A 17348-nucleotide genomic window follows, 5' to 3' on the forward strand; every position below is an offset into this window, starting at 1 on the left:
GTCAAAAACACACTTTAAAAGAATTCTCTCTGGAAAATTTTTCTTAAATTTATTTTGACTTATTCGGTTTCCAGAAAATTTAGAATAACTGCACCACACTTATTGATAAACGCCTTCAATAAACTAAATGGTGAATAGAACGCCTATATGTTTCATAAGTGAACAATCTCTAGAATTACACGCCACAAGATTTCCAAGTTTAGCTAGCCTAAGAGGCATTGATCACTCATTGAGCGACTCCACAGCTAGCATCGCAAACCTTCATAAATTTGTAACTGGTACTAAAGAAAGCCTACTGCAGTTTATCCAAAGGCCACTTGACTTTCCCCCGCATCATTCTAATAACATAGAAAAAGCCTCTCACCAGAAAAACAATTCCCCACTGGGCACTATAAAAACCAGCAGAAGAGTCAGAATTCTGTATGGCAGCTCAAACAAATCCAATACTTTGCCCTCTAGTTGCCTAATCGCCGTCCAATAAACGCCCTGGAACCAATCAAACTGGCACAAAAAGATCAAACATAAGCACCCCATATCAAACAAATTTAGGCTCATTAATTGAAATTTTCTTTTCTTTATATACTTTATTCGATAACCTCTGTGACTTTAGTGACAACTTTTAAATTCTTTACTTTTTCACAACCCTCGTATCGCAGTAAAAGAACTTGGAGAGTTGAACCGGAAAATATCCACTTAAAAAACAAATAGTGATTTTCTATTTTTTCAAGGAAAAATAATAAAATGGAGAGACTCTCTTAAATTATGCACTCCATTGTTACAGCTTCAAGCCTACCTTCAGAGGTGCTGGGAAAGAACACAATAATGCCCTTACAGGTATGATGAACCATTTCGGATTACAGAAAGCAAGATTTTGCGGATGCGACTGGGGAGGTTTTATCGTTGATGCTATGGCCCTACTCTATTCCGGGTGCCATGCTGGATTGACAAATATCGGTACTCCGCACATTTTTCATCCAAAGGAACTTCCAGCAATGGATTTGCCAATAAAAGAAATCACAGATAAACCAGATTATAGCCAGTTTTTACAACAGCCTGAAATTCCAGAAAATCTGCTCAATAACCATGTAGATAATTTCTTCTGTACATTTTTTCAAAAGAGCTATCTGGCCAACAAAAATCTTTCCAAGATGCCAAATAACTCTTCAGAACGAAAAGTCGAACTTGCTCCGATGATAAGTTCCACAACCGGATAGCTAATTGGCTTGAGTTGACTTTTTCTATCACAGACAATCAAAGCAAGCATATTAACAAGCAGGCAAGTTTGTATGAAAGGACTTAAAAGACTAACCCTTTTTTGGAGTTCAGCAGTTGCTGGTCTCCTATTGACCTCCTCTATCGGGCATGCAAAAGCAATAAATAATGAAAAGCCCTATACATTGACTACCTGGAATAAAAAAACTGCAGATGGTTACAGAGGTTTTTTTAAGGTCCCAGAAAATCGCGCTATCAAAGATAGCCGCAACCTTTCAATTCAGTATATCCGCTTCCCTTCGACAGGTAAAAAGGCGGGTCCGCCTATTGTCTATCTGGCTGGGGGCCCCGGCGGATCCGGAATTATGGCAGTCAACTATCGCTATGAAATGTTTATGGCATTGCGGGAATACGGTGATGTCATTGCCCTGGACCAGCGCGGCACCGGGCATTCCAATGACCTGCCTAACTGCGAGTCTAAGCAGATAGTTCCACCGCTCATCTCCACCTCCGATTCGAAATATGTTGAACTGCATCAAAGTGCCCTTCTTGAATGCCTCTCTTTCTGGCGCGATCAAGGTGTTGATCTCGCAGCCTATAACACATTGGAAAGTGCTCGTGATCTAGAGGCTCTACGGCACCATTTGGGAGAAGAGAAAATTGTATTGTGGGGCACTTCTTACGGCAGCCATTTGGCACTAGCAGCCTTAAAGGAGATAGAGGGGTCTATTGATCGGATTATTCTTTCCAGTGCTGAGGGGCTAAACCAAACGATTAAGCTACCTTCCCGTACAGAATCCTATCTGGATCGCCTTCAAAAAGCCATCGATCAGCAGCCCGAAGCGAAGGCGATTTACCCAGATATTAAAGGCTTGATACATCGCGTCCATGCAAAGCTGGAAAAGCAACCTCTAAAAATTCAGCTTCCGCAAAGGGATGGGAGTAAGCTGGATACCCTATTACAACGCAGAGATATGCAACAAATAGCCTCTGCATTTATTGCAGACCCCAAAAGTGCAGCCCAACTGCTCGCTTTTTATCGTGCAATAGACTTGAGAGAGGTACCGGCCTTCAACAAAGTTCCTTCCCGTTATTTTCCTGATGGGTTCCTACAGCCTGGAGCTCCCATTACCCTCAGACCGATGCCCACTGCTATGGATATTGCATCCGGTATCGATAAAGGACGCAAAGCCAAGGTGGCCGAACAAGCTAAAGCTAGCCTGCTGGGGGACTACTTAAACTTTTCATACCATTATGACGGCTTGGCGCCAGAGCTGGACTTGGGAAATCGCTTCCGGGCAAACCCGCAAAGTGATGTGCCCGTATTATTATTCAGCGGTACGCTAGATGGCAGAACTTATATTGAAAGCCAACACGAAGCCGTTTCAGGTCTTTCAAATACAACCTTAGTAACCGTAAAAAATGCCGGTCACAACTTGTTTATGGCCTCCGAAGAGGTTCAAGACACCATAAACTTATTTTTGGAGGGGCGCCCTATTGAAAAGACAACGATTACGGTGGATCTGCCCACTCTAGCTATAAAATAGAGGCTCTCTATAGGTTTTCGGTAGTGGCATTCTTGCCGCTACCTATCCACTACACAATATCTCGTATCCCCCACCCCCGCACATTAACCTTGCTATAGATGCAACTGGAGGCGGGGATGACCAATATCACCGACGAAGTTCATCGCGGCGCCATTTGTGACCTGCGAGCACTTCAGCAACCTGGATTGCAGACATTCAAGCAATATATTCGCGGTAGCCTGCCAGGACCTCCCTTTTGGCGCTTAACTGGCATGCAACCTATTGAGGCAGGGCTTGGAAAAGCTACCTATTCCATGCCTATTACACCTTGGTTAGCTGATGGTACCGGCATTTACTGGGGCGGTATCTATGCAATGTTCGCTGATGCTCCCCTGGCTTCCGCTATCTGGACTACCCTACCCGCAGGTAAAGTACTGAGCACTTCTGAACTGAACATGTGCTTTATCCGGCCAATTACCACTAGTACTCAGAACATTGTCGGCCGGGCAACGACGATTCACTCCGGTAGCCAGGTTGGCCTCTCCAGCCTGCAGATCAACGACCAAAATGGCAGGACTCTCGCTTATGGGAGTACCCGCTGCTTAATAGCAGACTTTCCAGTCAGCCCAGATCAAGAGCTTCCTCTACCAGACTTAGGGCCCACCGAGCCACCTGATCCTTATTTACGCCCTCCTCCTGAAACCTTCTTTTGTGATATGGCACACTTTCCAGAACAAGTGCCCATTGAACTTCAGCGGTTGACGATCAATGAAGGGCGAATGCATCCAGTTTGGTTACTTACTGGTTATCGAGCAGTCGAGATAGAAAATGGGCGCTGTATCTCTACCATGCCTTCCTCCCCCTGGTTCTCTAATGGAACTTTATCCATTTATGGTGGGCTTCTGGCCTGGGCTGCAGACTTCACCATGGGCGGAGCTGTTTACTCCACTCTACCTGCCGGATCTATCTTCGCCACTCTAGATATGCATATTCGCTTTGCACGACCAGCAAAGCTCAACAGTGGGGATTTGATCTTAGAGTCCCAGGTACTTCACCGAGGCCGGCAGTTAAGGGTTTCATCCTGCAATATTGATACGCCCAGCGGTAAGCGCGTGGCTATTGCCACTGGTTCCGCACTGGTTATCCCCGGCGGTGCTCAGATGCTTGCGGATGGCAAACAGCCAGATGAAATTATTGCCACTGCAACCTCAGGCAAACCTTGGACACCCTGAATAAAATTCCTTATCAATGCTAAGGCCAACTTCAGGTAAAATGCTCATCACCAACATTCAGGCAAAGCCTCTGAATATTTTTTGACCGAATAGTCGCCTATTGCGACACCAATTCCAATGTAACTTTTGGGAAGCACACTATGGCCTCATTGCAAGACCAACTCCTGCAAGCAGGACTTGTTGACAAGAAGAAAGCCAAACAAGTTAGCAAGGAAAAGCGCAAACAGCAGAAAGTTGCTAAGAAGTCTGCGCAGCCCCAGATAGATGAAACCAAGCTGGCCGCACAAAAGACTCTCGCAGAGAAAGCTGCTCGAGATCGCGCCCTGAATGCCGAGCGAGATGCCGCTGCTCAACAGAAAGCTATCGCAGCCCAGATCAAGCAATTGGTGGAAACAAACCGCCAGCCCTACTCTGGAGAAACGGCTTACAATTTTACTTTCGACAAGAAGATCAAAACCATCTACGTCAGTGATGAACTACGCGATCACCTGATAGCCGGTCGCCTGGTGATTGTCGCCCAGGATGCGCGTTTTGATTTGGTGCCCAGGATAATCGCCGACAAGATTGCCGAGCGAAACACTGAGATTATCGTTAAACCTGCTGAAACATCAGCACCGGTAGATGAAGACGACCCCTATGCAGATTTCCAGATCCCCGATGACCTTATGTGGTAATTGGCAATGAAGCAAGATGTTGTCCAGGTAGTGGAGCAATGGCTCACCGATGTGGTGGTGGGCTTAAACCTCTGCCCTTTTGCGCGCAAACCTATGCGCGCAGGCCAGATACGCTACATAGCCAGTGAAAGCAAAAACGACCAGGCCCTGCTGGCCGATTTACATACAGAACTGCAACGACTCGACAGTACGCCAGAGAGTGAGCTCCTTACTACCCTGCTGATTATTCCCGATCATCTGCAAGACTTTGCCGACTACAATCAATTTCTCGATCAGGCCGAATGGCTACTGGAACGCTACAACTATGTAGGCACTTATCAGCTGGCCAGCTTCCATCCGGACTACCAATTTGCCGGAACAAATCCGAATGATGCTGAAAATCTCACTAACCGGGCCCCTTTTCCTATCCTTCATCTATTGCGTGAAGATAACCTGGAAAAAATGATCGAGCTTTACCCAAATCCAGAGAGCATTCCTGAAAATAATATTCTTCAGGTTGAATCACTGAATCAAGAAGAAAAGCTGCGACTCTTCCCCTACCTTTTCCGATAGCAAAATCTCAAGTGATGAAATCCCTGGAAGAACTACTGCGCTTGAACAAGCTGATCCGCCTGATCGGATTTGACGATGCCCCTTTCAAGAAAGGGCGGGGCACGCCAGTAAAGGTTAGCGGCATCGTCTGTTCCAATACACGCTTCGAGGGAATGCTATGGGGAGAAGTGAAAAAAGATGGTATGGAGGCCACCCAGGTCATTGCTGAACTGTTAAAAAACAGTAAGTTTTATAGTCAAATAAACGTAATCCTTACGGATGGCCTTGCTGTCGGTGGTTTTAATATTATTGATTTACCTGAACTCTCAAAAACTATCGATCGCCCTTGTATTGCCGTTATGCGTAAGCTGCCGGATATGGCAGCCATAGATCGCGCCCTTCAAAACTTCCCCGATTACCGGCTCCGCAAAGAGACGTTGTTAAAAGCCGGCGAAATCCACTCACTCAGGAATTTTTATTTCCAGGTACAGGGCTGCAACCCCGATATCGCTGCCCGGGTACTGGAGCAGGCAACGGATAATGGCAACGTGCCCGAAGCACTGCGGTTAGCACATATGATCGGTGCCGCGGTAATAACGGGACAAAGCGGTAAACGGGCATAGAATGATAGTGAAGGCTGAATTTACTCCTGCCCTTTTTATGCATAATAAAAGCAAGGGGGTTCAAGGAATTAACTCACACTTGCTGGGCAAATATCGCAAAAAATTTTAAACCTAAAGAAGTAAGTTCACACAGCGCCAATAAAACGCATAGGACTAGGCCTGGCTATGCTAGAGGGGGAGTAGAACTCCAACAACGAAAAGAAAACGGCAGGCTGTGACTAGAACTACAAACCACCAGACTTAGGGCGCCCAGCTGCCCGAGGCTGACGAGATAAATAAGAATCATTAAGAAAGACGCATATTCGACCGTATTGGCATGGGCTCTCACCCAATTATGTAAAGTGTTATCCAGCTCAAAGGAATGCCCCATCTTTTACTTACTATGCCCTATAGCGACAAGAGTCCTAAGGAAAAGCGATAATGCGACTAGAAATCCAATGCATAACTAGTACACATTCATAAAAATTTCCTCTCTAATCGGCCTGACAATTACTTAGCAATATATCGAGTCGACTAATTGGTATAATAAAAAACCAAATTAAATCCTGGCAATTCCTTGAACTTCTTTCAAAAGCTGATAATTCGGTAAAAAACCTTAATATAAGCAAACAGTTATAGAGGGAAAATTATTGCAGAATTTCCTCCAGCAGTTCCACCCGAATAGTTGTGTCGTCGGTAATCAGCTCACTCCATATCCAGTTATGGTGGGCTATTACAGTTTGTGCCTTAAGGTGTGGACGGTCTTTCAAGGTATGACAATCAGAAGCTACTAAGATATTGATCTTATGGCTCACAGCAGACCTAATAGTGGTATCTACACAAAAATCCGTCGCCCATCCGCTGACAATCAGACGATTTACATTAAGCTTTTCCAAGGTGTGCTTTAGATCTGTCTGATAAAAAGCATCATTGGTTTTTTTTCTAATTACAAGATCACTTTCACTTTTTATCAGATCATCCAGCAGTGCCCAGCCCGTAGATCCGGGCAGGAGTCCCTCTTCTTCAAGCCCATCATGCTGTATAAATATTACACTTCCATCTCGCTCCCTAACCCAGGCAGCGAGCCTGTTTATGCGGGCTATGGTACCGTCTACATCAAACTGATTACGCTCCGCAAAGGAAGCTTCCTGCATATCAATAATCAGCAAAACATCCATAAGTTCACTCTGTTACTCACCCACATAGGCGGAGGCGATTGATTCATATCTTGCACCCTGCCGCAATTCATCGGCAGTCATTAGGAGCCTTCAAGTACGACTTGGTATTAAAGGATAACAGCGCTGTCCCTGGACTTATCAGCAAAAAGTGCCACAAGGGAAAACTGGGAAAATCCCTGGTCCGTAGATAGATATTCCTTACACCAAAACCTCAGGTTCTCCGTAAATGCCTCCGATGGCTCCAGCGCAAGGAAATGACACCGCACGACAATATCAGAATCCTTCTTCCTGCTATCGTCAGTAATAGAGATTGTCAATGTAGAAGAAGCACTTTCCCAGCGAATCAGGAAGTAGAGGGAAGAGTCATTGATACTCTCATTGAGCTTGGATACGGCCATACCCAAGGTCTCGGTTAAGTCCTGGTATACATCACTATCTGTAATAGCATTGCTCTTCGCATGGTACAGCTGGTATTCCGCACCGTCATCACTGACCAAATCAAGCAGGCCTGATGATCGACCCAACTTCCACTCTAAGCCCATAATTCCTCCAGATAGATACAGTTTAAGAAGCCGGGTATTTTACGGATTCCTCAACCAATCCACACCTGTTGAAATCAAGGTTAGTACAGGTGCACATTTTCCATACAGGTAGATGGCTGGTTAGCCGGCTTCTTAGGCAAGGCTTAGGAGTAAAGAACCTCCAAGCCTTCCAGAACAGCATTTATTTGGCGCTGGGCCGTTGGGATACGCGCATAGTGATATCTGCATGGAAAACTTCTTCCCCGTTCTGGTCGAAAACCCCGACTGGCATGATTACATCACCCGCATCAATAGATTCAAACTCAGGGTACTCACATACGGCTCTCAAGTTAGTTTTAGCCATCTTCAAGTACTTAACCTCCATCCCTACAGGTATCCAACGAAATCGTCGATCAAGGGATACATCAAGACAAACGCCACCAGCTAGCTCGGCAGCATTACACATGGCAATAGCATGTACAGTTCCAATATGATTAGTAACACTCCAGCGCTTTTTTACGAGCACTTCGACATGTCCTGGGGACACTTCGGCAAAGCATGGCTTGATAGACCTGAAATATGGAGCCTTGAAGGCCACTACTTTAGAAACTGCCCAGCGCCCGAGTGCCGAGCTCCCAAACTTTTTCCACAATTGCAACACGGGGCTTTTCGAAGATTGATAGTCCATCTTGCCTCACTATCTAAATCATTGGTTGACGAACTTCCTCATAGGCATCCGTCGTTGCCCGCAACTATACATGATCAAAGGGTTACGCCAGATAATCAGATCTATCAGGTTTATTGACCAGCCTAACTATCGGAGAACAATACAGCCGAAGATCTGCACAAAGAATAAGAAATACCGGATATCTTCCGGTAATAGCTATTAGTATAAGCGAAAGCCTCTTTCCATCTGTGATGGTTATAAGTTTAAAAAAGAGACAAGAAGATAATTTGGCATCAATGTCTGCGGAGTCCCTTAATAAACACATGTTAATCTGGCAATCAGATCTAGCGAGTGGTCACAAAAAAATAGCAGCTTTCGGGGGAAATAAACTTCTATTTTTACTCATAACCAAGTGGCAGATGCCACATTATGGGTATTTTTGTTTCATACGCCTATAAAAGGAAAATAAACATGGCAATCTTACCGGCAACCGCATTCAATCAACTGCAAGCAAATACATCAACTTTTCTGAAAACCTACCCAGTTAGAATTTATGGTGATCCTGGAGCATCAGGAATAACTCAATACTGCATCGGCAATGGCGGAAATTCATATCGTCCTGGAACCATTCTGGGAACACACAATATGCACTCAACTGAATCTTTCCACATAAGGGGTAATGCTTTTTATCTTGCGACAAATCCACACCTGTTTTTTACACACTCCATACATATGGATGTCGGTGCGGCAAACCTGGGTTTTTATCGTTTACCCAGCGCAACTGGGCCCTCAATGATGGTAACCGGCCAACTATCTGCCTGCTCTTTTGTCATCCGCCCAGTCATAGGCAGTACTGCCCTTGATGTTGCTCATGTACAACCTGCGGCTGTTAATGGCGATACCCTTCGCAACAATCTAGCAGCTACTTACGGGACAGCCTTTGTTTATGGCACCAGCAATCAACGGGGGTTTTACAATGGGGCAAATCGTACCGTTTCAGTTATTGGCATACGTACAGGTACTAGCTGGAAAATATACGCGCAGAAACATGACAGAACCACGGGGGATTATCGCATTCTCAGTGTGTACGAGATCTACCCGACACATCAAAAACTTTAATGACTAAAAATACTAAAAAAAGAGTCTTAAAGAAATTTCAACTGAGGACTCAGCCTGTATCATTAAAGACAGCCATATTGTATAAACAATCAACACTTTCACCTGAGAATTTACGTAATAAAGCGCCCGAAATAATATTAGTTATTTAAAGTATCCAAAAACTATAAATCTTTTCTTCATGTTTCCTTATATGAGATCCACCGCATAGATTGACCGCTTACACCGAGCCAATTGATTATCTTCATAGAAACGCATTAAAACTGTCACTTCTCGCCAGCATACTTACGCCCGCTCGCCTTTGGGCTTCCACAGGCGCTCTCTATAAGACATAAAAACCATATCAGGAGCTGTCGTGAAGAAAATTATCACCACCGGCCTAGTCCTCGCGGCCTTAAGTGCATCCTCTACCCAAGCATTCCAACAGATCACCCATAAGCGCATTGCAATTGACGCTGTTTCCTATATGCGCAACAACCCAGAGACTACCGAATACAATAAACTCAAAGCTTGGGTAAATGCGGCCGGATTTAGTGTAGATGAGTTTGCGGAGGTACTTGGCCAGGGCGCTTATGATGTTGACGACTTCAAAGATACTTACCTGTGCGGGGCAATCACTGGTGACTGTGTCTACGCTCCAGTGTTTAACGCCGGAGCCTCACTAGTAGGTTACACAAGCTATTGGCATTTCCAAAATCATACCCGCGGTTCAGATGTTCACGGGAACGATCTCGGCGGCTACAACTACGACCTGCTTACCGTATGGGACAGCATTGATAATATGGCAGCTACCTGGCTGGTTGGCGACTATCTGGATGATGGTAATGGGGGAATGACCGGTTGGTGGTCAGCCGATGACTCAGAATACAATACCTATGGTATTACTGAAGCCAACTATCGCCAGGGTAGCCATTCCTCCAAATCGATGTATGACGACTTTGAGGAGATCCCCTTTCAACCTATCGACAACCTCGGCCAGTACTGGTACAGCCAATTCCTTGCCCAACCAACCGCACAAACTCTCGGCTTTGTAATGCATACCACTGACCTGCTTCAGCCACACCATGTGTGGACCACCTCAGGACTCAACCACAGCGGTTGGGAGGGCTGGGTTGCAGATTACTACGATAGCGAAAACCTCAATGACGAAGCACTGGTTGCTCAGGCCATGTCTAACTTTACTGCTATAGGGCAAAGCAGCGATGATATTCGCCCCTTACTGACTCAAGGCGGCGCCCTCGCCTATGCCAATGGTGGTATTGTTTTATCCAGTACCGATCATAACGACAGGCTGCAAGTGGCCAAAACGGTCGTGCCTCATGCCATTGCAATGGTGGTTCATATCCTCAATCACGCTGCTCAAAAAGTCAGTGAATAACAACAAGAATTAAGCGCTCACCACTGGCGCCCGCAGCCAGTGGTCTAAGGATATTCTGATGAGAGTTATCTGGGTATTGGCCGCCGTACTGATAGTGACCACTCTGGCTTTCGCGGACTCACCTACAACGCTACCAGATAGTGTTGCAGCAAGAGTTAATGGCGAAGATATATCTCTAGCGGCATTAGACGTATTTGTAAAAGCAGCACGTCGCCACGATAAAGAGGCCAACAGGCGGTCAGTTCTCAAAGGGCTTCTAGAAAGCCATCTACTAGCCACGATGAACACCACGAAGTCTGTAATAGATAACCACAACACTGTAGGCTACGACTACCATACGCAGGTTGAGCAACAGCTCTTCAAACTGATTCGCAGCGCTTACCAGACCCCGCTTGAAAAGACCATGCAATCTGCAAACGTAAACAGCAGTCTGGATTTTCTAACAGCTCCTCTGACACTTAATATCAACAAACTCAAACCAATTCTTCAGTTACAGCAAAAGCTCTATAGCTCCATGACAACTGACCAACGGAATTCAGCGGAGCAGCTAGTGATTGCTCGCTACAAGTTCAGAAATACACAAGCTGAACAAGTATTGACTTTATGGGACTTATATCGTCGTCAGAATATTCAGCTTAAGGTACAGATGCACAGCTTGAATTTGGAATTCATCCGCGAGGCCATAAAGCAACAGCTCACTAGCGCCTATGTGTTAGATTGGTTTGAAATCAGCTCATCCTTGGACCAGGTATCCCGCGCAACCGTCAAACAGTGTATAGAATATGCCCTACAACGTGAACTTCTATTACAAAATATGGGATTGATTCATGATATTCACGATGAAAACCCACATCTCCAAGCTCTCGCAAAATCTGTGACAAAGAAAGAAGTCCATCATTACTATAAAAAACACAAAGAGAACTTCAAGCGTATTGAAAAGGTTCACGCCTATCATATCCGCCTGGAATCACAAGAAAAGGCCGATCTTGTCTATAAGGAAATCAAAGCCGGCCTGCCCTTTCATAAAGCAATTCAGAAATACTCTAACGCAACAGACCGTAACTCCAACGGCAGCCTGGGGTGGATTGATCGAGAAAACCATCGCGATCACTGGACACTCGCCATGGCATTTAGCCTCCCTGAAAATACAGTCTCAAAACCCTTTCGCAGCCCCCAAAAAGCCGGAGATGTGCACTGGGAAATACTCTGGATAGACAAGCGGAAAATTAGCTATCAGCCAATCGAGAGCGATTCGGTGCACTATAGAGCCACTAATGCTATTGCTCAGAAAAAACTCCAAGAAAAATTTTATACACTGATATCGCTGGCTAAAAAGAATGCATCCATACAATTAAATCAGAGGTTGCTGTCTTGCGAATCTTGCTAATTGTGGTCGCTCTAACATTAGTTGGACTGATCATTACTGTAGTGGCTCTAAATGATCAAAGCATAGCTTTGGATGGGATAGTCGATAGGGACAAACCTAAACCAAATTTTCCTTATTCCACCCAAGCTCACCAACCTTCAACAAAAACCGTAGTTACCCAGTATTCAGAACTCAATGTAAATAATGACTTCGCATTCTCTTCAAACCCAAAAAGCGTAGCTGTGCAATCATTAGCAGAGACTATGAAAACTGGCGATCCACGTACACCTCCACTTGCCCCTAAAAATAATCCACGCACAAAGCCAAGCACTGAAGAACTTGTATCTCGCGATCTCTACCGAGAGTTTGAAGCTCGGCAGGAACAGGCCATATATGCCTCTTTTGCCGCAGCTGCGAAGCATAAAATTACGGAGCTAGAACAACAAATTGAACTAGGGAAGCAGTTTGGTATAAACCAGGAACAACTCTACGAGGCGACTCAAAAACTGGATTCGCTGCGAAAACAAAGAGAAATTATTCTCAGGGATCACCTGGAAGTCGATACCGAATCCCCCACAAAGCAATAGCTATAAAAGTCAGATTTAGACCCTATACGCCTTTATAACTTTTCAGTCTATATTCAAATAAGTCAATAAATTTTCGCAAATGGAAGCTTATAACACTATCATTCTCGGTGTTTTAAACCTGAGTGGCGCCAAGCCAGGTAGGAAGGATAATTGTGAAAGCGGCCCTCCTTCTCTTATTAAGCTTATTCTCCACTTACTCCCTGGCATCCTCTGTCAGGGTCCAATTAATGGACTGGGATAGCATTTGTAAAGTGCAAGTAACTGGTGGAAAGAACCCCTCATTCACAAATTTCCAAACCTACAAAAATGTAAGACGGGGCTGGGAGATTGAGCGCCCCTACCAAATTTGCTACCGTCGCAATGAAGAGCCCTCACAGTGTAACTCAAAAATGACTTTGTGGCGCTGTAAAAGATATGTTGAATCGGATGATCCCAAGAGCAACACTTTCCCGCTATTCTGATTTTTTGAAAAATAGGATTGGATCAAATGTCATTGCAAACTCATAGCGCAAACTAAATATATAACTTAAATTTTAACGGAGATTCCATACGCACTAATAGCCACAACCGCCAAGTTACGACGCTTGATCCAATATACTTAACTTAATCATCCAAGGATTGACCTCAGAAGGAGAAACAAAATCAATCTGCAGTACAATACCATCATCAGAAAACCGATATATCCATTTATTATCAATAAATTTTCCCTGACTAATTTTCCAATCTGGATTCTCTTTCATCTGTTCACTTAACCAGGCTTTTACAGTCTCCACATCACCGGAAACCTGAAATGCGGTATACCAATCTTCCAAGTCGCCATAGCTATATTCCTTAGAAACAAATTGAATTGACTCAGGCAAGTCACCAAAATTCGGCATAATTTTGTCTGCCATTATACCCCGGATATAACCGCCCTGCGGCTGCCACTGGTACTCAATCTTCGCCGCAACACTTCTGGCTTTCTCCATCGTATCAATCTTGCTTACCAGGTATAGAGCACCATCTATTCCGGATGAAAGACCGGCGGTAGTAATGATTTTCCCGTTATCTACAAACTTTTTATTCTTTACCAATTCGATATCAGGGAAACTTTTCTCGAACGAATTGAAGGCTCCACGAATAGTGGTTGCTTTCTTACTATGAAGCAGCCCAGTATTCGCCAAAATAAAGGCACCGTTACATACCGATAGCACATACTGCACCTGCTCAGACTGCTCCTTAATCCACTGCAATATCTCCGGGTTCTCCATCGCTTTATTGATGCCACCCCCAGGGATAATTACCGCATCAAATTGATTCTCTTGATCAAAACTGGCATCTGGAACCACCTGTAATCCCATCGCTGAAGTAATGGTTTCACCATCTTCAGAGATGGTTGTCAAACGATAACGCGCCTGACCAAAAACCTCATAAGGGCCAGCATAATCAATAGTTTGTGCACCATCGTACAATAATATTCCAATATGGAAAGCGTCCTTAGATATAGAGTGGGCCCAAGCCTTACTACTTAAAAGTAATGAGCACAGGGCAGCCCAGAAAAATATTTTCATGGTTATAACCTTAAATTCGAAAGTCAGTTATTTTTAGCAGGAGCAAAGGTTTATTCGACAATTGATCAGACACATCATAAAAATTCCGCTATATGAATAGGGCGCCTCCAGTCGAGGCAGTTGAAAGCATAAATTAATAGCATTAGTCGCAAAGGACATAAAGCCGACAAATTAGGACATCAATTATCAGAGAAGGAGCCTTTCTATCTCATTGATAATATTTAAGCTCGGCATTGGCAATGTTTATATAGGCTCCACTGCCCTATGTTTCTTCGCAACAAACCATATTGCCCGTGCTGGGCCAGTGAGGTCCCTAAATGAATCTATTGAATTAGATCAGCCTCACCCCGTTCACGAGCAATAATTTTCCATAGTTCTTTATAGATTCTGGGGATTAGCTAAGCCTGCTTTTCGGCAAGCACTGCATCTGCAAATAACCCCAACCCATACATTGCGAATAGCAAGAACAGCTAGTTATTCATATATCAGTAAAGTAAAAAAACTTTCCCTATATTGCTTATTACCAGGCGGACTACATGTGTTTTAGAGAATGGAGAAATCGCGATTATACTGATGGAAAAGCGGAAAATGAATTACATAGTAGAAGCAGAATAAAAAGAAGAACAAGCAACTTATAATGGCACACAAATATATTATATTTAGGGCATTTATAGAAAATATGGCATTACCTAGATGTCGATATCACAGTTTCGGTAATGCCATCTAATTGGTGCAGGAATCTGCTAATTAGCTACAGTAAAGTTGCTTGAGGTGCCACTATAGCTGGAAATTTTTCCTGTCCACCCACTCTTCCAGTTTCCGTAATGCTTAATACGATATGTGCCAGCTGGAGTATTTTCACCAATTGTCCACTGCCCTTCAGCAAAGGAACAAGCCAGACAATCTATAGCGGTATCCCTGGTCCAGATAAAACGGGTATCCAAATCATTATCCGTAAGATAGGTTTCCCAGCTACCATTCACTTTTCGCTGAATCTCAATAAACGTGCCGCCAGTCCTGAAATTATTGCGAGGATGTCCAGAGCGAAAAGAGGCGCTCACCATGTCTCCGGCAGAGTAGCTGTTACCGACATCATTCCAGACTTGCCCAAAAGATTCCCAAAGACGCTTATCATCATAAACCACCCCGATAACATGAATCACCTGGTCATTAGATAAATCTGCAGGTGTTGGGCCTGCATCGACTTCCAGATTATTGTTCATGGCATAGGCCATCTCCGTGTAGATTTGCTGGTAAGCTGCAAGGGTGTTGGGGCCAAAGATAGTATGGCCACCCTCATAGTGCTGCATATCAAATTCTTCGTGTGTAGTCACGTAACCGCTATAGGCATTCGCCAGACCGGCAATCACCACCGTAGAGATTCCATTACCCTGCATAGCTGAGAGCACCTGCTCTTCCAAACGGCGCCCCGCCATAGTAGTCATCTCACTGGGCGCAGCAACCAGGGCAAGGGAGCCGATTCGAAACATCTGAAATGGTAAATAGGGTGTGTACAGCTCTTGCCCCACCACTTTACGCTCTACAAAGGTTGGCTTTGGATATTGGCAGGGATCATCCTGAGTCTCGTTGAAAACAGCCACCGCAGAAAAAGCGTTCATCAATCCAAATATCGGGAATCCATCAATTACAGATTCAAACAGGCTTTCGCTGCGATCCCATTCTGTACCCTCATTATCTACAGACATACCTTCGAAGATACCGTCAATTCCACTGGGGCCATCCCAGGTAGAACCCGCTGTAAAGGACCAGCCAACCGCGCCTTCACATATATCCTGCTGTCCTACTCCAGTGTACTGTCCCGCCACTGTGTAGCCTGGGAAGTAGATGATTTGATGACGATAGTCCAGTTCCCCTGTCAACTTGTTAGCTGCTGACTCATATAGTGACTGCGCTTTGGAAAACTGCTTTTCTGCAGCCAGCTCTAAACTCGCATATTCACTAGTACCGCAGCCATCTCTGGGGCCACACACATTAGGAGAGGCATCACCCAGGTTGCTGTTGGCAAAAGCCGCCACGAAACCATCTGAGGTATTGGGCTGGCCAGCAGCCCAGGTTTCAAATAGGTAACTGGCCGCACCTTTATGGTCGCTACTCAACTGGCGTTGTTCGGTTCCGAGGGAAACATTGTGCACAGCAAACCAATTGATAATCCCCATTGCCTCATTATCCGATCCCACCAATTTGAGCTGACTCATGGTTTTATTAGTATCGTATTGGTAATTACTAATATCGGAATTTTGTGCGTAAGGTTCTGGGTTGCGATTAACACTGGTATTGAGCAGGGTACCCTGATCCAGATAAATATCGCCCTCCTTCAGGCTGTTATTCGCTGAGACAATAGACTGGTAAATACCCTCCACAATCGCGCTATAATTATCTCCTGCGTAACCCAATGCACTCATATTCAACATTACATAGTGATCGTAACCACCAGGCCCCACATGAGTATGAGTTGCTGTGAGCATGACATTCTCATCAGTGAACCTATTATTGCCATACTTACTTTTAAGTTTGGCGATTACACCCTGTTTAACGCCCTGGGGAATGCCCTGCAGATCCGCAGAGACAAATACTAGGCGCCGACTATTCTGTGGATTCGCGATAATAAACGCGCGGGACCACAAACGGGTGTGAATTCCCTTTGTTGTTTGCCCTGTCTCACCATAGCCAACCATACCAACATCGGCGGCTGGGCCCGTAATATCGTATTTACCAGTACCCAGCAACCAGTCCGCACCGAATGCAAGAGGGGTAGCGCCTACTAGCCCCAAGAGCACCACACAAATCTTGATTATTATTTTATTCATTTTTTCTCCAAATAATTTGCTATAGCGATGCCTATACATAGCATGAGCCATGGAAAGAAGGCTGACCTTACTTGCAAAAATTATTCTGATAACGCAGTGAAAGAAACTGGCTCGATAGCCAGCTTTACGAAGTACAACTACATGACTGTACTTTTATTATTTCTATTATTTCTTCCTGATAGAGACAAACCTATACAGTGAATAGAGCTTAGACAGGTATGACAATATTCTTCCTTGATTCGCACCTTTTTATTAAGTTAATACTTTGGCACGCGGGTTCCATGATACTTCATTTACGCTATCCACAGGTTTGCAATAACTCCCAACAGACCAAAAGCCAGGGTAATTCGCAATGCCAGATCTGCAATTAGGATTTATTA

15 protein-coding genes are annotated in these 17348 nt (G+C 44.7%); 10 read left to right on the plus strand and 5 right to left on the minus strand.

Features of this window, described 5'->3' with window-relative positions:
* The first annotated feature begins 836 nt into the window (after positions 1–836).
* The 6 genes from G367_RS0112230 (at position 837) to G367_RS0112255 (ending at position 5798) form a co-directional block, all read left to right on the plus strand.
* A complete protein-coding gene (locus tag G367_RS0112230; RefSeq protein WP_157533491.1) occupies positions 837–1214 on the plus strand; it encodes a hypothetical protein in 378 nt (125 codons plus the stop codon).
* A gap of 72 nt (positions 1215–1286) precedes the next feature.
* Entirely contained in the window at positions 1287–2759 is a 1473-nt protein-coding gene (locus G367_RS0112235) for an alpha/beta hydrolase (protein ID WP_020413420.1), read from the plus strand.
* 116 nt (positions 2760–2875) lie between these two features.
* Complete coding sequence (locus G367_RS0112240; RefSeq protein ID WP_020413421.1) at positions 2876–3970, plus strand: PaaI family thioesterase; 1095 nt, start codon at positions 2876–2878, stop codon at positions 3968–3970.
* Positions 3971–4110: 140 nt separating this feature from the next.
* Positions 4111–4644 carry a DUF2058 domain-containing protein gene (locus G367_RS0112245; protein WP_020413422.1) on the plus strand — a complete coding sequence of 178 codons (534 nt, stop codon included), beginning with the start codon at positions 4111–4113 and terminating at the stop codon, positions 4642–4644.
* A 6-nt stretch (positions 4645–4650) separates the two neighbouring features.
* Positions 4651–5196, plus strand: coding sequence for a DUF1415 domain-containing protein (locus G367_RS0112250; protein WP_020413423.1), 546 nt, complete (start codon positions 4651–4653; stop codon positions 5194–5196).
* 14 nt (positions 5197–5210) lie between these two features.
* Positions 5211–5798, plus strand: coding sequence for an endonuclease dU (locus tag G367_RS0112255; RefSeq protein WP_020413424.1), 588 nt, complete (start codon positions 5211–5213; stop codon positions 5796–5798).
* A gap of 626 nt (positions 5799–6424) precedes the next feature.
* Here G367_RS0112255 and G367_RS0112260 read toward each other — a convergent pair.
* From G367_RS0112260 to G367_RS0112270, 3 genes are all read right to left on the minus strand, one after another.
* Positions 6425–6955: an isochorismatase family protein gene (locus G367_RS0112260; RefSeq protein ID WP_020413426.1), complete on the minus strand. Its 531-nt coding sequence runs from the start codon at positions 6953–6955 to the stop codon at positions 6425–6427.
* A gap of 107 nt (positions 6956–7062) precedes the next feature.
* Complete coding sequence (locus G367_RS0112265; RefSeq protein ID WP_020413427.1) at positions 7063–7497, minus strand: hypothetical protein; 435 nt, start codon at positions 7495–7497, stop codon at positions 7063–7065.
* Positions 7498–7678: 181 nt separating this feature from the next.
* Entirely contained in the window at positions 7679–8164 is a 486-nt protein-coding gene (locus G367_RS0112270; protein ID WP_020413428.1) for a hotdog fold domain-containing protein, read from the minus strand.
* A 450-nt stretch (positions 8165–8614) separates the two neighbouring features.
* Here G367_RS0112270 and G367_RS0112280 point away from each other — a divergent pair, with 450 nt between their 5' ends.
* The 4 genes from G367_RS0112280 to G367_RS0112295 all read left to right on the plus strand — a co-directional run bounded on the left by G367_RS0112280 (position 8615) and on the right by G367_RS0112295 (position 12590).
* Positions 8615–9262 (plus strand): hypothetical protein, encoded by a 648-nt coding sequence (locus G367_RS0112280; protein WP_020413430.1) that lies wholly within the window; start codon positions 8615–8617, stop codon positions 9260–9262.
* Positions 9263–9614: 352 nt separating this feature from the next.
* Positions 9615–10637 carry a phospholipase C/P1 nuclease family protein gene (locus G367_RS0112285; RefSeq protein ID WP_020413431.1) on the plus strand — a complete coding sequence of 341 codons (1023 nt, stop codon included), beginning with the start codon at positions 9615–9617 and terminating at the stop codon, positions 10635–10637.
* A gap of 76 nt (positions 10638–10713) precedes the next feature.
* Complete coding sequence (locus G367_RS25170) at positions 10714–12024, plus strand: peptidylprolyl isomerase (RefSeq protein ID WP_169337114.1); 1311 nt, start codon at positions 10714–10716, stop codon at positions 12022–12024.
* Complete coding sequence (locus G367_RS0112295) at positions 12009–12590, plus strand: hypothetical protein (RefSeq protein ID WP_020413433.1); 582 nt, start codon at positions 12009–12011, stop codon at positions 12588–12590. Before G367_RS25170 ends, G367_RS0112295 begins: the two co-directional genes overlap by 16 nt.
* Before the next feature lie 575 nt (positions 12591–13165).
* Here the strand turns inward: G367_RS0112295 and G367_RS25175 are convergent.
* Positions 13166–14140 carry a DJ-1/PfpI family protein gene (locus G367_RS25175; RefSeq protein WP_051089500.1) on the minus strand — a complete coding sequence of 325 codons (975 nt, stop codon included), beginning with the start codon at positions 14138–14140 and terminating at the stop codon, positions 13166–13168.
* 743 nt (positions 14141–14883) lie between these two features.
* On the minus strand, positions 14884–16968 hold the full coding sequence (locus G367_RS0112310) for a neutral/alkaline ceramidase (RefSeq protein ID WP_020413436.1): 2085 nt from the start codon (positions 16966–16968) through the stop codon (positions 14884–14886).
* Positions 16969–17348: the final 380 nt, after the last annotated feature.

Origin of the sequence: Microbulbifer variabilis ATCC 700307 (assembly GCF_000380565.1) — a bacterium.
Classification (GTDB): domain Bacteria; phylum Pseudomonadota; class Gammaproteobacteria; order Pseudomonadales; family Cellvibrionaceae; genus Microbulbifer; species Microbulbifer variabilis.